This window comes from Bacillus cereus group sp. N24, assembly GCF_016483345.1.
In the GTDB taxonomy this organism is placed as follows: domain Bacteria; phylum Bacillota; class Bacilli; order Bacillales; family Bacillaceae_G; genus Bacillus_A; species Bacillus_A toyonensis.
In genome coordinates this window covers 25,058-44,696 of record NZ_JAEHCA010000020.1, presented here as the reverse complement: position 1 = coordinate 44,696, position 19,639 = coordinate 25,058, and the positions used below count along the sequence as shown (strand labels likewise).

Sequence of the window (19,639 nt, the reverse complement as noted above, 5' to 3'; positions counted from 1 at the left end):
TGACATGGTACCCCCAGTTACTTAATCTATTTCAAACCTATGAAAAAAAATTATTCAGTTGAAAAGAAAATAGTAAGAAAAGTAAAAGGTGAAATTGGACGGAATAGTGTAAGGTTTGTTCACTGATATGATTTATGTAAGAAATACAGGTAATATATATGAAGCAATCGGAGTTATGAAAATAAAATATATAACACTGAGTATAGCTGCTATTGATATTTGGCAGCTAATATCTAATTCAGTAACGAATCAAATTAGCTCATTTCACTTTCTTGGGTAAAGCTGAACCTGAATGTTCAATTATTGAATGAACATGAACATTAACCTGAGCATCACTAAAATAATTTTTACCTTGATCCCAATCCTTACTTATTTTCTTCCATTCTTTATAATTATGCCGCTTATATACTTCTCCAAGTTCCAAAACATCTACTTTATATTTTTTTGAATAAGCTTTATTGATTTTTGGATGTGCTTTTTTATTTCCTTTGAAATCTCCTTCTCCAAATTCTTCTCATTTATAAGTTGTTTATGATTACTAAAGTGTAACTCTGCCAGTGTACCTTCCAAGGATAAATGAACATCAAACTCCGGTTGCATAGTATCTTCAGTAAATACCCTAATGTTACGTTGTAATTTATGAATTTCATATGTAATAAGCTGATTCTTTTTACGTATGGTAAAAAAACCTCTAATTTTTCTACCTATCAGGTAGTTCATCCCCATTGTTTGTTCTCCACTTAACATCCCAACATACTTGTTATCCTTTCCACGAAACAGTGCAGCCCCTTCCATTTGTATCCCTTGTTTTGTTAACTTTAAAATAGGTAATACAAAACTTCGTTTTGAAGTAATTTTTTCCTGCACATCCCCAATTCTTGCTGCCTCAACCATATGAGCATTTTTCGGGGGATGTTCAGCTAACATATCAATATACTGTGCTGGTAAATTTTCGGGTTTTACACTTTGATTCAAGACAGCTTCTGCATTTTTCTCAGAAACAAATAGACGGATATTTCGTCTCATTTCATGATCTCGAATATATACATCTAACGTATTCTGTAAAATATTTGGATTCGAGAGTAACTCTTCAGAAAAAATAATCACTTGTATATGCGAAAAAAACAATGTACGACTAATTTTTTTAGCGATAATTCGTATTTGTTCAAACACACTATCAGCTTTTGCACCCACATTAATATAATTATTACTATCTCCACCACCTTGACCTCCTTGTTGCGTTACCTGAGGGAGTACCACCTGATACGTCCCTTTCATGATTGGATTCGATTGTTTTTTCTTCACAATATCGTAAGCAGCCCCTACTACAAATCCTCTTTCTTCTATTTCTGTTAACTCAGAGCAACCACTGATAGATCCAGCTACAAGCATAATCACAATAATTTGGGGAAGGTATTTCATTTTCACGATTCCTCCACTTTATTCTATATATAATAAAAACAATAAAAGTGTTAATACGAAGAAAAAAGATAAAAAACGGAATGTAATTGTAATGCTATATACAGGAAGCAAGAAAGTAAATAACTACAAAACAAGAAAAGTTACTAATCGTTTATTTGGAAACAGACATGAATCCCTACAGAATCCAGATTTATAATTTTTATCAAAAAAATTCATATTAATCCTTCTTTTGTCAAGATGATAGTGATTAAAACATTATAGGTTTAGTTTAATTAGTTGTTTGTAGTATTATAGTAACTTATATTATGAAAAAGCTTTTGTTAATGAGAAGTAAGATTACTCTGAAATTTATATATCTCTATATGGATAGTTTGCTTATAAAATAAAGAACCTATATTAATTCTTTATTTTATACATCTTCTGGAGATAGGAATAAAAAATTTAAATTTAGTTCATAACTAGGGCCTTTTTAAAAGATATGAATTTAATTATAAATTCATGAAGCACTATGCTTAGTATGTAATTATTTCTGAAATTTATGTTATTTGTAATGACAAAGAATATATATTTAATAATGAGGAACAGTGTTGATATACTAAACAAGCATTCCATAAATGACGAAAAAAGCAATAATGGGAGAAAAATTGTTCTCTAATTTTGCCATCAACCATATCAAGATGCAGGTGGATGTAACGAACAATCCCCTGGGCACCTACTAAGTTTAGTTCATCAAAAAATAGGATTGTAGGGGGGAGCACCACATTGCTATCAAGCTAAAATTTTAGAGTATCCCCAAAACATGATTTTGCGCTAACTTGTAACTAAAAAATCATTTTTTCATTTTGGGGTAATTCTGCAATTCTTAAGTTGCTAGGCATTTAATGCTATTTTTTATTATGCACCTTTAAATTTCAGAGAATATTCACAGCTGTAATTTTGCAGGTTGAAATAGCAAACCTAACAATTGTAGTTGGACTTATAGGTAAAGTACCTAGAACTATACCAAGGCCTGTTTGTTCTACGTTAAAATCTGCTGCAGTAGAACCAGTACTTGCTAAAAGATTCACCGTAGTACCAATAAACGTACCTAACAATTCCCTAATCGGTCTTTCGCGACAATCACATTCGCATCCTAAGTCTACAGGTGGAAGTAATGTTATAGATGGTCCTGGCGGTAAAAATCCCACCCCTGTTACATCAGAAATATTGACTACAAAGGATGTGGAACCATCTGTAACTGTAACTAAAAAATCATTTACGGAAGTGATAGTAAATAAAAAGAAAAGTGGTGGGACGTTTGGTGCATCTGCAATAGTGCCAAGAAGCACTGTTTCACCAATAAGTTGTTGTAAAACATTCTGCATAGGTAAAACACAGCAATCACAAAGACAACCTTCAGTTGCTCCTGTTGGACCTGTTAGACCTGTTGGACCTGTTGCTCCTGTTGGGCCTGTCCCTCCTGTTGGGCCTGTAGGTAGAGTAAATGATGTAATTGGTGGCAGTGTAGGACCGATTAAATTTGGATTCAATGCATTAGCTTGAAGTATTTCGTTTTTATCAAACATATAACTACCTCCTGCGGGTATACTTTATTATAGGAATATATATAGTTATCTTATATAAAATTTATTTATCATTATACAATATGCTATCCCTTTACTATTGTGTATGTTGTTTTGTGATAATCCAATGACGGGATTTTTTTATTAATAGTAAATCTAGTTCTTGCGCAAAGAATGTACTCATTTGAAAGAGACAAATAGGGTTTTAATGAAACCTGTTCTTGTGGGTATCTCATAAAATGCCCATCAAATAAAGCTTTTTTAATACTCCTAAATAGAACAAATACGCTAAGGATTCCACTATAAAAAAAGCCGTTCTATTAAGTGTTAAATGAATTATAAAGCCCTTTCAAAAATAATAAAGTGGTTACTTTAAGCACTACAGAAACAATTTTAAAAAGCCTTACTACAATTTATTTGTAGTAAGGCTTTTATAATCTTTATATCAAATGCAAGTAACTTTATTATCATTTTATACATTATTTATAATACTTTCTATGCCTAACTTACATATATTGCCCATTTCCTATCTATGAAATGGGCAACCACAAAGTTAATGGGGGTTAATGGAAATTTGACAAGAGAAAGGTGTGCCATACCTGCTTCTTGAATATAAACATCAAGGGAATTGCTATTAGTACCAGAGTAAACTTTTATTCCTTCAGGAATACGCTTCTTATGGAATCATTTTTCAACATTACATTAGAATCTATAGTAGTGCTTTAGCTATACAAGAAAAACGATACTTCATTATTGAAGTATCGCAAAAAACTATTTACATGCTATAGCCCTATCCAGTATTAATTACTCACCTAAAATTGCAACGGGGCTAAACGATTCATAATGAATCAATTCCTTTGGGACTTCCCATTCATGCAAAATTTTAATAATAGCTTCCATAAAAGGAAGAGAACCGCATATATAAAAATTTGCTTCCTTGGTAGCAATGTTTGACTTTAAGAAGTTTAAGTTAATATATCCTTCTTTATCAAAGTTGTTGGAAGCTTTGTCCTCCTCTGTTGGTGAGTCGTAACAAACCAATAATTTTATATTTTCATTTTCAGTAGCCAATTGCTTTATTTCCTCATGAAAAGCGTGTGTCTTACTATTAAGAGTGGAATGAATAAAAGTGATGTTCTGTTTCGATTCTTTCTGAGTAAGATATTCTAACATACTTAATAAAGGAGTAATCCCGATACCTCCACTAATTAAAACTACAGGCAAGTCATCTTCTTTAAGAATAAAATCGCCAGCAGGAGCAGAAATTGAGAGCGAATCTCCCATTTGAATTTGTTTATGTAAGTAACTCGATACAATTCCATCAGGTGACATTTCGTGTTCATTTTCCCGTTTTACACTTATGCGGTAATAATCTTTACCAGGAGCTTCGGAAAGACTGTAATGGCGAATGTGAATATACTTTTCTCCAGGAATTTTTGCTTTAATGGTAAGGTATTGTCCAGCTTTATATGCTGCAATAACTTTGCCATCTTCAGGTGTTAGATAAAACGAGGTAACTTCATTACTTTCTATTTCCTTTTTATCCACAATAAAATTGCGGTACCCGTCCCATCCCCCTGGTTGGCTTTTTGCTTCTTTGTACAGATTTTTTTCAACCTCAATAAAAGCATTAGCAATATAACCATATGCTTTTCCCCATGCATCTATAATTTCATCTGTTGCAGCATCCCCAAGAACATCTTTTACTGCTTGTAACAAAGTTTCTCCTACTACAGGATATTGTTCGGCTTTAATCCCGATAGCTCGGTGTTTTTGAGAAATTCGTTCAATTACAGGTTTTATCGCATCTAGGTTGGTGATGTACTCCCCGGCTGCATAAACAGCGTATCCTAAAGCTTTCTGTTGGAGACCTCTTTTCTGATTGGTTTGATTAAAGATATTATTTAAATCAGGAGCTTTCTCGAATAAAAGCTCGTAAAACCTTTTACCTATTTCTGTACTATGTTCTTTTAATACTGGAGCTGTTGACTGCACAATTTGAATTGTTTTCTCGTCAATCATAAATGGTACATCCCTTCGTATACAATGTTTTTATAAAACATTAGCATTATTTGAAATTCACCTTTTATGATTCCATTTTTTTACTTTCTTACTCCAGGATAATGAATCTTTTTTTATTTTTATAGATCTAAACTGGTCTAATAGTTTCTGTGATTCTGGTGCAATTGCTCTGAAATTTTGGCGCCAGAATCTTCTTAGTTACGTATTGAAAAATGTTATCATTTCCTGTAGAAGGCCAATGAATTAAATGTACCTAATTTTTTAGATTTTTGTATCCGGTAAGATGGAATTAAACTTAGACATTACGTGTTCCGGAAAAAACGAATTGAAAACCATAAAAATTGTTGAGTGGCTCAAAAAAGAAGTAATCGTTGCCGTATGCCTAAACGACTATTTTCGGTCCTTATTATACAATCCTTGTTACATCAGTAGTTGTAACCTTAGCGTACGAAATTCGCGTTTTGTCGGCAGGACCTCATTGCTATCAAGCTAAAAAACTTGATGATATTAACTCAATAAAATCGATATCTATGCATTTTATTCAATAAACAGATTAGTTATTTGTTTATTCTCATCATAGTGACCACAAATAGGTGCTCCAATCTAAGGGTTGCCGTAAACACTACTTTTTCGAATATGAAATTGGAAGCCCGAATTACTATCTACCATACAGGTTATGTGATAATTATCTTCTATTTCATAAATATTAGTAAGAGTAGCTATGAAAAACATTCTTATCATACCTTTCTATATTATAAAGTTTATTTTGTTTTTCATTACTAAATATAAAAAAGATATATTCATTTGAGTAACGAGGAAAATAGTTAACTTATAAAATACTATATGTAATCAATTTAAATAAATATACCCTTATTCTCTAATATCTAGAGGATAAGGGTAACTAATTCAAAAATTAAATGATTTGATCTCTATAGTCATGAACAAATTGTTTTAGATTAGTTGGCTTTCTTTGGAGTAGCTGTTCTAAATCTAAAGTGACTTTTTTAGCCAAACCTAATCGTGCTGTAGTATAAATACCAATCATCACCATTATGAAATCATTCTTCAAACCTTTTTGCATCATTCTTTTTCTAAACTTAAAAATACTAGGATTTGTATATATAATGCTTTCTTTTGTTTCTTTTGAAATAGTTTCAGCAACTTCATAATATGTCAATGCTTCACTTCCAGTTAAATCATAAGCCTTGAATTTATGTCCATCTTCAATTAATACTTTTGCAGTAACCTCACCAATATCTCTTACATCAATAAAACTTGTTTTCCCATTTCCCGCTGGCACTTCAATAATTTTTTCATTTCTTAATTCATCACCATGTTGGGATAATAGATTTTGCATGAAAAAGCTAGGTCTTAAAAATGTATAAGGAACTCCAGAATCTTTTATGATTTTTTCAATTTTAGAATGCGGTACAATTGGATTTTTTTCTACACCTAACAATGATAAGAATACAATATGATTAATCCCTACTTCTTTTGCAGTATCTATAACAGGTTGAAAATACTTCTTGGCATCAGCAAGGTGAGGGGGACGTAGAAGAAATAATTTTGTAATCCCACTTAAAGCAGGTTTTATGGATGAGGGGGTTTCAAAATCAAAATAAACTCCCTTACTTTCTTTTCTACGAGTTGCCACCTGAAAATCAACATTTTTTTGCATTAACGTCTTTACAACCTCTTTTCCTACATGACCTGTAGCACCTGTCACTAAAATCATTTTTATCATCCTTTATTTTAGTTTTAAATTTTGAATCATATTTTGTAAAACACCGATTGTTATTTCTATCTCGTCTTTTGGAATATCTTTTATAGAGATCCTAATTACATCATTACTGATATGCTCTAATTCATTTAGTAATGAATTTGCTTTATCTGTTAAAAATACTAGGTGTGAGCGTTTGTCATTTGGATTATGCTTAGTAAGAATCCAATCTTTTTGCAATAACCTTTGAATAATTCCTGTTACTGTTGGGCGGTCAGCAAATAATCTTTCTGCAATCATAGCAGGTGTTGTTCCAGTTGGATGAAGCGAAATATCCTTTAAAACGGCCCATTGTTGAGCGGTTACCTTATATTCTTTTAATTGATTTGTTAATTCCGTTTTTGTCATTACACTTACTTTATTTAATAAATATCCTAAATTATCCATGTATATCCCCTTTAGTTAGCATGCCAATCATATAGTTAGTATACTAACTATATGATTGGGAATCAATTTAATTATATTATTTAGATTAAATAATTAAATGTACGTCAAAAATCAAAACTACTTATAAAATACAGTAACTAATTGTTTTATAAATTTGGATTACCATAAACAAAAAATTGTATGTTTTCAAACATTTCAGAGGCAAACTATCTATTTTTTGTACATATATAGAAAACTACTAATAAAGAACTAGTTTTGAGCTTTTTCAGTAGCTTTTATTGCATTTCCCTTTTAATTAAATGAAATCCTTTTTAAGTACATAATAAAAAACTAGAAAAACTGTTACAAAATCCACTTTTCTGGTTTCTATATACTACAGGCATTAAATTGAAAGTGAGGTTTTAAATAACATGTTAACCATAGAAAACAAAGAAAGTCATGCTACTGACGTAACCTTCGAAGGCTTATTAAAAAAATACTATGTTTACGCTGGTAAATGGATCCTATAGATTTTTAGAACTCAATCTATTGATGAAGAGTTGGCACAAGGAGATTTGTACAATAATCTTTAACTAGCGGGGTACTTTAATTGAGCAATAAACTAAAAATTTTTAACTTCCTTTAACGAATTTCACGTCAACTGGCCTCTCTTGTGATGGTGCCTTTTTGTTTCGATGAGTTAAGTTATAATTATTTGGAACATCTAGATGTGAAAGTGCATTATATATGATGGGAGTATCTTTCTTCCAGCATATATAATGTCTTGGTCAATTGAAGAAGGCTGTGGAAACAGTCGGACTTCATACAAAAAAATGAATCATAACAAAAGCACTACTTGGAGTATGCTTTTGTTATGATTGATAAATTATTTTTTCGTGAGAATTAAATATTAAATTTCATATAATATCCATTCTCATATATCAAAAACGCTTAATATCCTGAATTTAGCGTTATTATTTTACTATACGAATAATAATTCAAATTTTATTTTGGTATAACAGGAACCCAAAGTTCATGCCTTGGTTTATGTTTTGGGCCGTAATAGCATTCTATACATGGTAAATTTGCTAGTTCATACTTAGAAGTTGGAACCCACTCAGAGTATAAACGTTTCCATACATCCACTATGTTTGGGAAAACTGCCCATGTACTCACAGGAATAACAAGGGTTTCCATATCATTTGGTGCTTCCCCATCGTATCGTACTCCCATAAAGTAGGAAAACTCCTCATCTGTTATGGTAGTATCTTTTCCACAAACTCCCAAAAGACTTTCCAGTTTTCATTTCGGATTTTCCCATGACATATCTATCAATTCTTGCATAAACCCATCTTTTTTCGCATTGTTCCAAAGTGTAGGGATTTTTTTAAATGCACTACTTGTCTTTACGAGCTTACTCTTGCCTACAATTCTTAGTTCGAAATCAAGATTTTCAATCCTGTACTCCATCTCGGTATCTCCTTTTATAGAAATTTGAAAGGAAATTTTCGGGAAAGCTTTTAACTGTACTCCTTTATTACGAGCGTTAGAAGGAGTTATTCCATGCATTTTTTTAAAAGCACGTGAGAAAGCATCAGAAGAAACATAACCATATTTAATAGCTGCATCAATAATTCTAATATCGCCTTTTTGAATTTCAAATGCTGCAAGAGTTAACCGTCTTCGTCTAATATATTCTGAAAGTGATACACCTGAAATTGATGAAAACATTCTGGAGAAATGAAACTCAGAGCAACTAGCTGCCTTTGCAATTTTCTTATAATCTATGTCTTCATCCAAGCTATTTTCAATGTATTCTAATGCATTATTCATTCTTTCTAGCCAATCCATAAGTTTACTTCCTTTCAAATATTTACTTTAATACATAACAAACAATAATAACCGACATTTCATGTCTAAAAATGTCGGGACAAGAAATACAACCTTTAATAAATAGTGCATTCTTTTCAGATGTTTTTTCTTTATTTGAAGAAACTATTATTCAATAAAAGGTTTTAAATATTTCGCCTATAAAGTTGATAATCTCCCATTTACCATAACTCTCTATAATTACATCTAATTTTTCTTCAGACCATCTTTTGAACATATCATTTGTGCTTTGAAATTAGATTTTGATATATATTTGTGTACCATTAGGTTACCGTAGCTTCCATAATTAGCTTTGATAGAATTTGAATAATATTTTTTTGACTTTTATATAATACATATTTCCCATCTTTTTTACTGGTAACCAATTTCGCCTTTTTTAGTACTTGAAGGTGCCTAGAAACCGCACCCTCGCTTAAATGACAAATTTGTGCCAAGGATTGGGTGGTTAATGAACGTTCCTGTAATATCCTCAAAATTTGCAGTCTAGAAGGTTCCCCTAAAGCTCGATAAATATCTACCATTTTTTCAATCGGTTGTTCTGGGAATGCCTGTTCTCTTGCTACTGAAGAATCATAAACAATAACAACCCCCTCTTTTATTTCGTCTACAAAAAAATGAGGCCAAACAAAATAGCTAGGCATAAAAATAATAGATTTATCACTTTTCATCTGATAAATTGTTTTAAATGGTTTGTGAAGATACAATTTATTTTTATTATCAATCCAAGAAATGCGCTCTGAGGATAAAGAAGCAATAAATGCTGAAAATCCTTTTGTTTTTAGTAAGGTAGTTTGCTCTACAATTTCATTTAATAATTCACTCTTTAAATCTTCCCATATAGCCGAGAAAATTGTTTGATAATAATCTGTTAGAAAATTTAGCAACCTACGGAATACAAGGAGTGGTCGCCTCTTTAAATCCTCGAGTATATCACTCTTATTACTGAAAGAAAAATCTGTCCATTCAATCCCTTTAGCTAAACTAGGTATAAATCGATTTTCCCTGTGTTCAAAGACAAGTGTTAACTCATGTAGAATTTTACGAGCATTTTTAACAGTTAATTTTTTAGCAAGTAATTCTATCTCCTCTTCAATTGTGAATACAGATTTGTAGATTCCAGGAAGAAGCGTGGGTGGAACTCCTAGTTCAAAGCATAGATTAAAATATTGTAGATCCTTCTGCATATCATTTGTTAAGTTTTTTTTAGCTTCAATAACCCATGGTAAGTGAATCCCGTGATGTTTTGGATTGTTTAATACATGCATGCTTCGAAACATTTCATTCAAAGGTGAAAAAGAAAATTGAATGCGTTGTAACAGCGTTTCTTTGTTATTTGCTATATACGGAGGAAATATAATTTCAATTCCCATATTAATACTCTCTCCTTAAACGATTTGATAAAAACGAAATCGATAGATTATTAAGATAATTTTATTTTATCATTACATTGAAAGTAAAAACACTTAAGGGGGAAATTTATTATGTTAAAGCAAAACGAAAGACTTATGTACAAATCAGAAGCATTTGATAACGAGATGTATTGGGAGCGCGTAAACCGAAGCCTTGGATGGTTAGGCAGCACCGAGGAAGAACAAGTACAAAGACAGAAAAAACTACGTGATGCTGTTGTTGGAATTGCAGGAACTGGTGGTATTGGAGGAGCACTTGCTGCACGCCTTGTTAGAATGGGAGTAAGAAATCTAAAACTTGCAGATCCAGATACATTTGATGTTACGAATATGAATAGACAAATGGGTGCTGATCTGGATCATCTAGGAAAAAATAAAGCTGAAGTTGTTGCTGAAATGACTTACAATCTTACGAAAGATGTAAACATAGAGGTATATCCAGAGGGGATTACTCCTGAAAGCGCTGAAGAATTTATGAAGGATTGTGATTACGTTTTAGACCAGATGGATTTTTACGAAATTCGTAACCGATATGCATTACATCGTGCTTTTCGAAAATCAGACCGTTGTAAATTCATGTTAAAGGTTCCTACAGTTGCTCATGGTACATATATTTATAAATACACAAAAGATTCTATGCCTATCGAAGAAGTATATGATATTCCTGAAGATGCTGCAATGACTCCAGAGGTTATTAAACGACTTATGGAACGCCTTATCCCTGAAATGCCTTCATATCCAAGTAAAGAAATGTTAGACCATTGGTTTATCGATTTAGAGAGAATGCCTATTTTTGCTGGATGCCCACCGCTTGCAGAAGGTGTTTTAGCAGAACGATTAGCATTAGCTATTACAGAACTTGATCAATTGCCAGGTGCTCAACAATTACCAGGATACGCTATGTTTGATACTATGGCTTGGCAATCTAAAATTGTCCATGGTAAGTGGTGGTCTGAATGATTCGACCTGTAACGAAAGTCATTTTATTCTCAGAAGTTAATTCAAAATTTGGTTTACCGTTTCTTCAGGAATTAATACAAGAGCCTTCTATTTCCGTAGAAGCTCTTGTAACTAGTCCCGAAGGAAAGTTATGTTCTTATTATATTGGAGAACCTGATCAAGTTGATTTAGAAAAAGAAGCCAAGGACATTGGCATTCCCGTGTTACGACCGGATAAACTGAATGATTCTAACACAGTAGAATTATTAAAAAATTATAATGCTGACTATTTTATTATTGCTAATTACCAAAAAATCCTAAAAGAAGATATTTTATCTATTCTTAAAGAAGATACTATAAATTTTCACCCAAGCCCATTACCTAGGTATGCTGGATTAGCACCTTTTTTCTGGATGGCTAAAAGTGGAGAAAAAGAAGGTGGCGTTTCATGTATCCAAGTCGTACCAGAAATTGATGCCGGTCCTATTTTAGCTCAATTGCCAGTTGTGATGTCAGGGACTGAAACGGCTTTAGAAATTCGAGAGACACATTTTAAACAATCCATTATTTTACTAAAACAAGTTCTTCAAAAAATTAAAAATAATGATTTCACTTCAAAATTGCAATTATTGTCTAATCGAACCTATTATAGTCAACCAAAAGAAGAAGATTATTTTGTAAATTGGGAACAGGATATAGAATCCATACTCCGCACTATTCGCGCTGGGTATCCACAAGGAGCTTTGGCATTTAATCAATATAATGAAAAAATCCGGATTTTAAGTGCTGAAAGAACAGAATATCCTCAACAAATTCAAAGTATTGGTGTATTTCGTGAACATAACAATAAGATTCTTGTTTCTACAAAAGATGGATGGCTTCATTTACAAATGATTATAAATGATGTTTTATCAACCAGCACACAAATAGATGAACAAGAACATAATGAACAGGTAGTGTCAATTTAATGGATAATACAAATTTGGTTATAAATCGTAAACTCCCCCTTTTTAGTGAAAAATTAGTCATTCTGATTGCTGGTATCGGGATGTTCTTATCAACTTTAGATACAGGGATTATTAATATTGCTCTACCTTATTTAGAAAAAGAGTTTCATTCAACAGTAACTATAACAGCATGGAGCGTTACCATATATGTTATGGCACTGAGTGCAACTATCCTTTTATTTGGAAAAATTAGTGATCGTGTAGGTCGTTTTCGAATATGTTTATATGGTTTTTTCATATTTTTAATTAGCTCTATACTATGTGGATTAGCTCAAGAGATGTGGCAATTAATTGTATTTCGTGCTATTCAGGGTGTTGGTGCTGCTGCATTACAGGCTACATCTGCTGCACTTATTACAACTCTTGTCAGTCCTGAAAATCGCAATCATGCATTAGGTACCTTAGGGGTAATGATAGGCTTAGGACCAATTTTAGGTCCTACAGCAGGTGGGCTTTTCATTTCATTAGGAAGTTGGCGATGGATTTTTTGGATTAACATCCCATTATGTTTAATAGGTTTGTGGGCTTGTTATAAAATTTCTCGATTTATAAAAGAGGAAAAACATCCAGCTCCTATTGATGTGTTAGGAAATATATACTTTACTTTAAGTGCCTTGTTATTTCTTTTCAGCTTATCCCATGGAGCAAACAAAGTAATGGTAAGTATACCTACTTGGGGATATATAATCGCTTCTATTATTTTATTAGGTATTTTCATATTCCATGAATCCAACACTAAGCATCCTATTATAGATGTACATTTATTTCTTAATTCAACCTTTATTGTCCCAATACTTGCAACGATAGGATTTGGGGTGGCATCAGCAATTATTTTTATCGTCCCTCCATATTTTTTACAAAATTTCACGTCATTAACTCCTTTACAAACAGGTTTTGTTTTATTATCAGCTCCACTTGGCCTAGTAATCTTCTCAAGAATAGCTGGGAAGTTCATGGGGCGCTTTGGAACAACCTTATTTATGAGCATAGGTTTAGGGGTTATGTTTATAGCATTTGTCGGCTTAAGTTTTATTGAAGCACAGTGGTCACCGTATCTATTAGCTAGTGTATTGTTTCTATACGGTATTGGAGGTGGCATTTTCCAACCAGCAAATATCGCTTCAATCATGGCATCTGTTTCAAAAGAAAAACAAGGATCCATTGGAGCCATACAACGCATGTTACAAAATGTTGCAATTGCCTTTGGTGCAGCAGTTGCTGCAACATTCATGAGTACACAAAGCTATTTAGGAACAGATGGGCTTATCCAAGCCTTTCGATATTCATGGTTTATTGCAGGCGGATTATTACTCTTTAATATCTTATGCTTCTTAGGATACCGAAAATCTTAAAAATTTTTTCAGTAACAAAAACCGATTTACCTAGGGATAAATCGGTTTTTGTTTAACTAACTGCTTTGCAACAGCCTACTCAACTAAAAATATAAACACTTAAATTAAATATCATTTAGTTTTTATGAAGAAATCCATCATATTTTCATAGGATATAACTTCATTAGTCATGGTTTCATACCGCCCTTTCGTAATTACTTCCGATGCAAGTTTTCGTAAAGTAGAAATAGTAGCTCTATATGCTCCAGACCCAAAACTTATTCTACTAACATTTAAACATTCTAAATCTGGAATAGATGGTGTTGAGTCATGAATCAAAACATTAAGTGGTAAATTTATTTTTTTAGTAAACATGTGAATATGTTCTTTCTGGGCTAATCCAGGGATGAAAATTCCATCTGCGCCAGCATCTTTGTATGCTTGTGCACGTTTCATCGTCTCTTCAACTCTATTATTGTTAAGTATATATGCATCCGTACGTGCATTTATAAAAAGAGGAACCCCTTCTGAAATAGACACATTTTTAATACTCTCAATTTTCTTTTGCTGATATGTCGTATCGTATAAGGAATATATATGATTTTTTTTACTATCTTCTAAGTTTATCCCTACAACACCGCTAGCTATAATTTTTCTTACATTCTCTAATACTTCCTCAATCGTTTCGCCATATCCAGATTCTATATCTGCACTGACAGGAATATTTACAGATTGTGTAATTTTCTCGATAACATCAAGCATGGATTCAAATGGCAGTTGCTCACCATCACTATAACCTAAAGATGCTGCAATTCCTGCACTAGTTGTTCCAATAGCTCTATAGTTTAAGTCTTCATATATCTTTGCACTCATAACATCCCAGGCGTTTGGTAAAATTAATATGGAAGAATCTTGATGATAATCATTAAATATCTTTGACTTTATTAACATGTCATTCATTTTATCTTCCCCCTAAAATACTATCTTGTAACAATTTTACCATTTTGAAAATTAGATTAGCATGGAAATTTACTTATTTTATTAGGAGTGTGAAAAATGGATATTTCTAAAGTGGATTTATTACTACGTTCTGATTCAAGAGTACATATATTATCCTATTTATTAGACGGTAAAGCCTATCCTGCTAGTGAATTGGCTCATGTTGCCAAGATAAAACCTAAAACAGCTACCTATCATCTATCAAAAATGCAAGAAGAAGGAATCCTTTCTATAAAAAAACATGGAAAACATAGTTATTACAGAATTTTTAATTCAGAAATATCAAAAATTCTTGAATCACTTCTTGTAATTAGTCCTCAAGAAAAAATCAAGCCCTTGCGTCAATCATCTTAATCAAGTGAATTTAGACGTGCTCGTACCTGCTATAATCATTTGGGCGGAAAGTTAGGTGTGGCTATTACAAATTCCCTACTAGATAAAGGATACTTAATTAAAAATGATCTATACTTTCATATAACAAAGACTGGTCAAGAATTTTTTAAAGAACTCGGTATTGATATTAATGAAATTACACAAAACCGAAGAATATTTGCAAAGGCTTGCTTAGATTGTACAGAAAGAGAACATCATCTTGCTGGATGTCTAGGAAATGCGTTATTAGAAAAGTTATTACAATTAAATTGGATTCAAAGAGTACCAAAGTCACGAGCAATCAAACTCACTCCTAATGGAACAAAGAAATTTGAACAAATATTTTCTATAGATATTACACAAAGCTAACTTTTATTGCTGGGTATTTTTCTTAGCATGTTTTTAAAATACTGGCGATACCCATGCCCATCAACTTAAGGGGTTGAGATACCTCCAATTGTAAAAAAATGCTATTCTTTTTGTGAAAATATACAGGAAGGATGGCGTTTATTATGAATCTTTTGATTCGAAGTGAACTATAATTGTTTGCTGAAGAATTATATGAACATCTTGCTCCTTCATTTATAGAAAAACTTGCTAGAGAACATAGATTTGCACAACGGAAACGTAAGTTTTCAGGTCATGATTTAGCTACTATCTGTGTCTGGATTAGTCAACAGGTAGCGAGTGATGCTTTAGTACGACTATGTAGCCAACTTCATGTTGTTACATATCTATTATGGTGGCAGCTTTAGAATTACAAAATAATGAATGTTAATTTCACTAATGATAATATTTTTGGTATGATCAATGTATAATAAAAATATAACTCATGTAATAGCCTAAGCGGTATATTTAACCAACGGCCGCTTAGCTAATGAGTTATACCCCTTAGAAAAGGTACCTTGCAGCAGGGGTGCCTTTTCTTTTATTTTTAGCGGTAAATTATTTTAAATTGAAGCTATATAGTTAAAAAGTATAATGATTAAATTGTAATTGAAGTGAAGTATGTATCCCATATGAATATTTTTAAATATTAGAAAGAAAATCATTTGAGCGATAGCTGGTATTCCAATGATAGTTAAACATTGTACCCAATTATAGTTATACGTAGAAAGATGGAGTAATCCAAATGAGCTTCCAGACAATATTAAAGAGGCTGCAATTGAAGCTATGGGGCTTATTTTGAAGGAGCGTATGATCTTATGCCAAAAGAACAATATAGATACAAACATAATGTTTTCTCCGATTAATTGAATTGCAATCCCAGGCGTTTTGTGAAGCATATTAGTAATCCCTTCATCCCCAATAGGATTAGATGTTCCTTTGAATGTTGTAAAAGATATTAGTACGGCTAAAAATAACAACATAATAGCATAAATAATGAAAGCACAGAAAAAAGAAATTTTTATTTGCTGGAAAGTGATTTTTTTAGAAAACAAAAACCATTGATGCCTCATTATAAATAGGAAAACGAATGAAATAGGAAAAGAAAAATAAACAGATTTAATTATGTAGTGCATCAGTATATCTAATTCATTTATATAATTAAGCATGAATGATGGAAAAGGTATGTAAACAGTAATAATACAAAATATGATAAGTATTAGAAAGTGCAGATATGTTTTGGTTTGTACTAAGCAATCTAAATATGTGTTGGCAGCACTTAATGCGTTTATGGTCTGCTTAAACTCTTTACAAACTGCGTTCATAACACTCCTCCATTTTTATAAAAGTATATGTATTTAATCCATCATCTTATATACCATTCTTCCCTAATTGTGTTAAATGTAATGTAATCTAATCTCTACACACATTATAAAATTTCACATACCTTATTTATTAATTATATTTAAAATATAGTCACCAAGGGGATTTCTATGCCAAAAGAAAAAGCATCCCTCTGGATGCCTAACTTACCCTATTTATTAAATACATTTTCATCATGATGATATAAGGAATACTTCTAAAGGATAAATTAAGAACTATTTCTTCATCCTCTTTTCAACCCAACTAATAAAACTGGTACTTAGTTGCTGCTCTTGCAACCAGTCTTGTAGTTTTCTATATTCATCCCAATATGTTTCCTGGTTCCCTTTAATTGACTCTAAATAGATTGATTTTGTTGTAAAATATATAAATTGCTCTTCAGTGTATTTAGCCATATTTTTCACTTCCTTTTTCCCTGCACTTTAACGAAGCTTATTAATTATAGTACAAACGTAACTCTATTAAGCTAACAAAACTAGAGATTTTTCAACTTAATTATAGGTGTAACATCACATCATCATGCTAAGCTCATACAACATCAATCATAGTAGAAGTTGCTTCTTTTTTCTAAAGGCTACCGTGTAGGAAATGGTGCCTCCTATTTATCGATCAATATCAATGGTAAATTAAAGCGATGACTTCACTAATTATAAGTTTTTAATAAACTAGTAAAAAAACAATAAAATATAATAAGAATATGTTAAACAGCTCTTAATCTACTTGTAATGGATTATTTTAAAATTAGCCCTTATTGTATTCCCTTATTGAACAAAACCTCTTATAAAGGAATCTGGAAGTTCGTTTTTAAGTTATAAAAACTAATTTTCGGATTTAGTGTAAATAAAAGGAAAAAAGAATCCATTTTATGGATCCTTTTTCCTTTTATTATTTTGACTTAATGTAATCTGTGTTGTCCTGATAATTGCTCTTCAGCCATTCGAACTAAGCGTTTTGTAATTTCTCCACCGACAGAGCCATTTGCACGTGACGATGTATCTGGTCCAAGTGTGACTCCTAATTCACGGGCAATTTCATACTTCATTTGTTCAATAGCACTTGCTGCAGCAGAAATAAGAATTTCATTTGTATTACTTTCGTGTCTTTGAATATTCATAATTGCACCTCCACCATATTTGTATATAACATGTGCTTAATTATAATATTTATACGTAAGTAAACTATTTTCTTCTATTATTTTTAGGAGAATTCTTTTTCGTTCTCTCTTTACCATATTCCACTAACTGAATTTGAAACACATCTGAATCCTGAATTCCTAACACATTCATTTCTTCTCTAAATGAACGCCAGGACTCTACCTTTATTGATTTTTCTTGGCCATTTCTTAATGTGTAGATTATTGAGTAACTATATAATTAAATCTTCTTACATGTTAAATATTATGCATTTAATTATGTAAAAAAGACATAATTAAACAATTTTTCATATTAAAATTTCACACCAACATATCCGCAAATGAAGTCCCCACATTATTCTTTCTTTTCATGTGCTTCTCTAAATAGATCTTTGTTGTTTGGATATTTTCGTGTCCAAGTGTCTGCATTAAATGATATAAATCCGCATTTCCTTGTTCAACTGCCATGATTGCAAAAGCATGACGAAATGTATGTGCCGTTACAGGATTTTCACGATACTTTAGAAAATCTAAATTTGTCTTTTTTATCATATCTTTTACCTGATTTGATAACGTTTTTGGATTATAAAAATTCCCTCTTTGATTTACGAATAAAGGACATTCATCTCCCCGATCCAATATAGTTTGGAATCCTCTTCTCCGTCTCATTTCGCTAATACATTGGAATAAATGCTCAGAAATGAAAAGTTCACGTACTTTATCCCCTTTTCCTGTGACTTTTAACCAATACTTTCCGTCATAATGTAAATCTTTCACTCTCGCGGTGCACAATTCTTGAATTCTTGCGCCGGTACTTGCTAGAGCTAGTAAAATTGTATAGTTTACTAAATGCCCTTGTTCTTTATAAAACCCTAAAATTTTCATCACTTCATCATAGGATAGGTCTCGATTTGGCCGATCCTGTTCATTTACATTAGCGCGCTGCAGTTCTTCATGAAGAGGCTTTTCAATGTAAGAAAATACGTGAAGATGTTTTAGAAAAGAACGAATGAGCACTGTTTTCTTTGCAAGTGTTGCGACCGCATACGTAGCACCATTTCTACCGTTCTCTACCCGCTTCAACCAAGCATTATATTTACGAATATGCCAGAGCTGTAATGTTTTTAGTAAAGAGTCATTTTGCTGCACCTCTTCCCCATTCAATTCGAATTCCTCTGCATGCTGCACCATGCACTGACAAAATGACAAGATTTCGGACACATAACTCTTTTTCGTATCCTCTTTTCTATTCTTCTTTTCATCCATATCTTTTTGTAAATGTACAAAATGATAAATGACTTCTATATCACTTAAATACGTATACTTACTCTTCCCCTCTTTTTCTGCAACCTCCATCTTCTCTTCCACCTTATCTACATAACCATTGTTATGCAGAAATGGAATGATACCACTTATATTCTCTACATATGTATCCATATACTTACTTTGATTGTTTATAGTAGGTATATTTTCTTTTGAATTGTTATTACCCATAATTCGAATTCACCTCTCCTATTGAAGATTATGAATATAATTCTCTTTATTACCTATAAGTATTATTTTATTTCACTTCTATCTATTATACAAATGATAATTCATTTTCTTTCAGTAAGAATCATATATTCTTCTCTATTTACC

16 protein-coding genes and 3 pseudogenes are annotated in these 19,639 nt (G+C 32.0%); 6 read left to right on the top strand and 13 right to left on the bottom strand.

Annotation, left to right across the window (positions count from 1 at the left end; all coding sequences use genetic code 11):
* Positions 1-259 precede the first annotated feature (259 nt).
* The 7 genes and pseudogenes from JDS95_RS23205 to JDS95_RS23175 all read right to left on the bottom strand — a co-directional run bounded on the left by JDS95_RS23205 (position 260) and on the right by JDS95_RS23175 (position 10,412).
* Positions 260-1,422, bottom strand: a pseudogene (locus JDS95_RS23205) (Ger(x)C family spore germination protein).
* A 911-nt stretch (positions 1,423-2,333) separates the two neighbouring features.
* The gene (locus tag JDS95_RS23200) at positions 2,334-2,987 is read right to left on the bottom strand and encodes an exosporium leader peptide-containing protein (protein ID WP_000459796.1); all 654 of its coding nucleotides are present in this window, start codon (positions 2,985-2,987) and stop codon (positions 2,334-2,336) included.
* An 801-nt stretch (positions 2,988-3,788) separates the two neighbouring features.
* Positions 3,789-5,006, bottom strand: a complete 1,218-nt coding sequence (gene hmpA, locus JDS95_RS23195; RefSeq protein WP_000564626.1) for an NO-inducible flavohemoprotein — start codon at positions 5,004-5,006, stop codon at positions 3,789-3,791.
* 913 nt (positions 5,007-5,919) lie between these two features.
* A complete protein-coding gene (locus JDS95_RS23190) occupies positions 5,920-6,741 on the bottom strand; it encodes an SDR family oxidoreductase (protein ID WP_000604770.1) in 822 nt (273 codons plus the stop codon).
* Positions 6,742-6,753: 12 nt separating this feature from the next.
* Positions 6,754-7,173: a MarR family winged helix-turn-helix transcriptional regulator gene (locus JDS95_RS23185; RefSeq protein WP_000369269.1), complete on the bottom strand. Its 420-nt coding sequence runs from the start codon at positions 7,171-7,173 to the stop codon at positions 6,754-6,756.
* A gap of 984 nt (positions 7,174-8,157) precedes the next feature.
* Positions 8,158-9,003, bottom strand: a pseudogene (locus JDS95_RS23180) (AraC family transcriptional regulator).
* 302 nt (positions 9,004-9,305) lie between these two features.
* The gene (locus tag JDS95_RS23175) at positions 9,306-10,412 is read right to left on the bottom strand and encodes an ArsR/SmtB family transcription factor (RefSeq protein ID WP_000510645.1); all 1,107 of its coding nucleotides are present in this window, start codon (positions 10,410-10,412) and stop codon (positions 9,306-9,308) included.
* 111 nt (positions 10,413-10,523) lie between these two features.
* On the opposite strand from JDS95_RS23175, the gene JDS95_RS23170 reads away from it, so the two are divergent.
* Genes JDS95_RS23170 through JDS95_RS23160 form a run of 3 tightly spaced genes read left to right on the top strand, consistent with a single transcriptional unit; the run spans position 10,524 to position 13,749 of the window.
* On the top strand, positions 10,524-11,411 hold the full coding sequence (locus JDS95_RS23170) for a ThiF family adenylyltransferase (RefSeq protein ID WP_000917706.1): 888 nt from the start codon (positions 10,524-10,526) through the stop codon (positions 11,409-11,411).
* Positions 11,408-12,358, top strand: a complete 951-nt coding sequence (locus JDS95_RS23165) for a methionyl-tRNA formyltransferase (RefSeq protein ID WP_000620927.1) — start codon at positions 11,408-11,410, stop codon at positions 12,356-12,358. The genes JDS95_RS23170 and JDS95_RS23165 overlap by 4 nt, the downstream gene beginning before the upstream one ends.
* A complete protein-coding gene (locus tag JDS95_RS23160) occupies positions 12,358-13,749 on the top strand; it encodes an MFS transporter (protein WP_000370707.1) in 1,392 nt (463 codons plus the stop codon). The genes JDS95_RS23165 and JDS95_RS23160 overlap by 1 nt, the downstream gene beginning before the upstream one ends.
* A 111-nt stretch (positions 13,750-13,860) precedes the next feature.
* Here the strand turns inward: JDS95_RS23160 and JDS95_RS23155 are convergent, their stop codons facing one another.
* A complete protein-coding gene (locus tag JDS95_RS23155; RefSeq protein WP_000999229.1) occupies positions 13,861-14,688 on the bottom strand; it encodes an isocitrate lyase/PEP mutase family protein in 828 nt (275 codons plus the stop codon).
* A gap of 96 nt (positions 14,689-14,784) precedes the next feature.
* On the opposite strand from JDS95_RS23155, the gene JDS95_RS31210 reads away from it, so the two are divergent.
* The 3 genes and pseudogenes from JDS95_RS31210 to JDS95_RS23145 all read left to right on the top strand — a co-directional run.
* A complete protein-coding gene (locus JDS95_RS31210; protein ID WP_000355293.1) occupies positions 14,785-15,081 on the top strand; it encodes an ArsR/SmtB family transcription factor in 297 nt (98 codons plus the stop codon).
* A 57-nt stretch (positions 15,082-15,138) separates the two neighbouring features.
* The gene (locus JDS95_RS31205) at positions 15,139-15,468 is read left to right on the top strand and encodes a hypothetical protein (protein WP_001018788.1); all 330 of its coding nucleotides are present in this window, start codon (positions 15,139-15,141) and stop codon (positions 15,466-15,468) included.
* 173 nt (positions 15,469-15,641) lie between these two features.
* A pseudogene (locus tag JDS95_RS23145) lies at positions 15,642-15,830 on the top strand (IS4 family transposase); the annotation flags it as partial.
* A 219-nt stretch (positions 15,831-16,049) separates the two neighbouring features.
* Here JDS95_RS23145 and JDS95_RS23140 read toward each other — a convergent pair.
* From JDS95_RS23140 to JDS95_RS23125, 5 genes are all read right to left on the bottom strand, one after another.
* Positions 16,050-16,811, bottom strand: coding sequence for a hypothetical protein (locus tag JDS95_RS23140; RefSeq protein WP_000994665.1), 762 nt, complete (start codon positions 16,809-16,811; stop codon positions 16,050-16,052).
* 273 nt (positions 16,812-17,084) lie between these two features.
* Positions 17,085-17,264 carry a hypothetical protein gene (locus tag JDS95_RS23135; RefSeq protein WP_001151985.1) on the bottom strand — a complete coding sequence of 60 codons (180 nt, stop codon included), beginning with the start codon at positions 17,262-17,264 and terminating at the stop codon, positions 17,085-17,087.
* A gap of 500 nt (positions 17,265-17,764) precedes the next feature.
* Entirely contained in the window at positions 17,765-17,983 is a 219-nt protein-coding gene (locus JDS95_RS23130; protein WP_001025757.1) for an alpha/beta-type small acid-soluble spore protein, read from the bottom strand.
* A 64-nt stretch (positions 17,984-18,047) separates the two neighbouring features.
* A complete protein-coding gene (locus tag JDS95_RS31870; protein WP_226534347.1) occupies positions 18,048-18,227 on the bottom strand; it encodes a hypothetical protein in 180 nt (59 codons plus the stop codon).
* A gap of 95 nt (positions 18,228-18,322) precedes the next feature.
* Positions 18,323-19,495, bottom strand: a complete 1,173-nt coding sequence (locus tag JDS95_RS23125) for a tyrosine-type recombinase/integrase (RefSeq protein ID WP_000527886.1) — start codon at positions 19,493-19,495, stop codon at positions 18,323-18,325.
* Positions 19,496-19,639: the final 144 nt, after the last annotated feature.